This window comes from Oleiphilus sp. HI0080 (genome assembly GCF_001635135.1).
In genome coordinates this window covers 1-874 of the sequence record NZ_LWFU01000965.1, presented here as the reverse complement: position 1 = coordinate 874, position 874 = coordinate 1, and the positions used below count along the sequence as shown (strand labels likewise).

Genomic DNA, 874 nt, shown 5'->3' with positions numbered 1-874 from the left:
GCGCCGTTCATGGTCATCGATACGGAGACTTTGTCTAGCGGAATGTCATCGAACAAGATCTTCATATCTTCGACTGAATCGATGGCGACACCGGCTTTACCCACATCGCCGGTGACGCGCGGATGATCCGAATCGTAGCCGCGGTGAGTGGCTAAATCGAATGCTACAGAAACGCCCTGTGCGCCCGCAGCGAGGTTTTTACGGTAGAAGGCATTTGACTCTTCTGCGGTAGAAAAACCCGCATATTGGCGTATCGTCCAAGGTCGGCCTGCATACATGGTTGCCATCGGCCCTCGAACATAGGGGGCCATTCCCGGGAGAGTGTCGGTGTGTTGCAGGTCTTTCGTGTCGTCAGCAGTGTAAAGTACTTTGATCGGAACACCTTCCGGCGAGTTCCATGTCATCTCTTCCGGCGTCATGCCCTTCATCTGTTTGGTGGCTAATGCCTCCCAGGCGGTTAGGTCTTCGCGTTTTTTGTCAGTCATATATGAACTCTGCTAGTTCGCTTTTATATTGATGAGTGTGTTGTTTGACCCTGAGTGGCATCCATATGACTTAGGGTGAATCTGTATTGTCATGGATCGAATAACTATTGAGGTTGATTCAGCTCAACTAAGACGCCATCACAACTTTTAGGATGGATGAAGATCACACGGCAATTATGCGCACCTATGGTGGGGGCTTCTGTTAAGAATTGATAGCCCTTGGCTTTCAATCGTTCAACGTCGGCTTCGATATCATCGCTACGAAAACACAGGTGGTGCATCCCGCCGCCTTTTTTCTCGAGGTACTTCTGAACAGGGCCTTGTCCGCGAAGCGGGTGAATGAGCTCAATGCTCGGCTTGTCGACAGGAAAAAACGCGGTACTTGTTAA

At 50.3% G+C, this 874-nt stretch carries 2 protein-coding genes; both read right to left on the bottom strand.

Annotation, left to right across the window (positions count from 1 at the left end; translation table 11 throughout):
* On the bottom strand, nucleotides 1-485 hold a 485-nt coding region (locus A3751_RS18615; protein WP_231876936.1), incomplete at its 3' end, for a methylmalonyl-CoA mutase family protein.
* Between the two features lie 104 nt (nucleotides 486-589).
* On the bottom strand, nucleotides 590-874 hold a 285-nt coding region (locus A3751_RS18610), incomplete at its 5' end, for a VOC family protein (protein WP_068458528.1).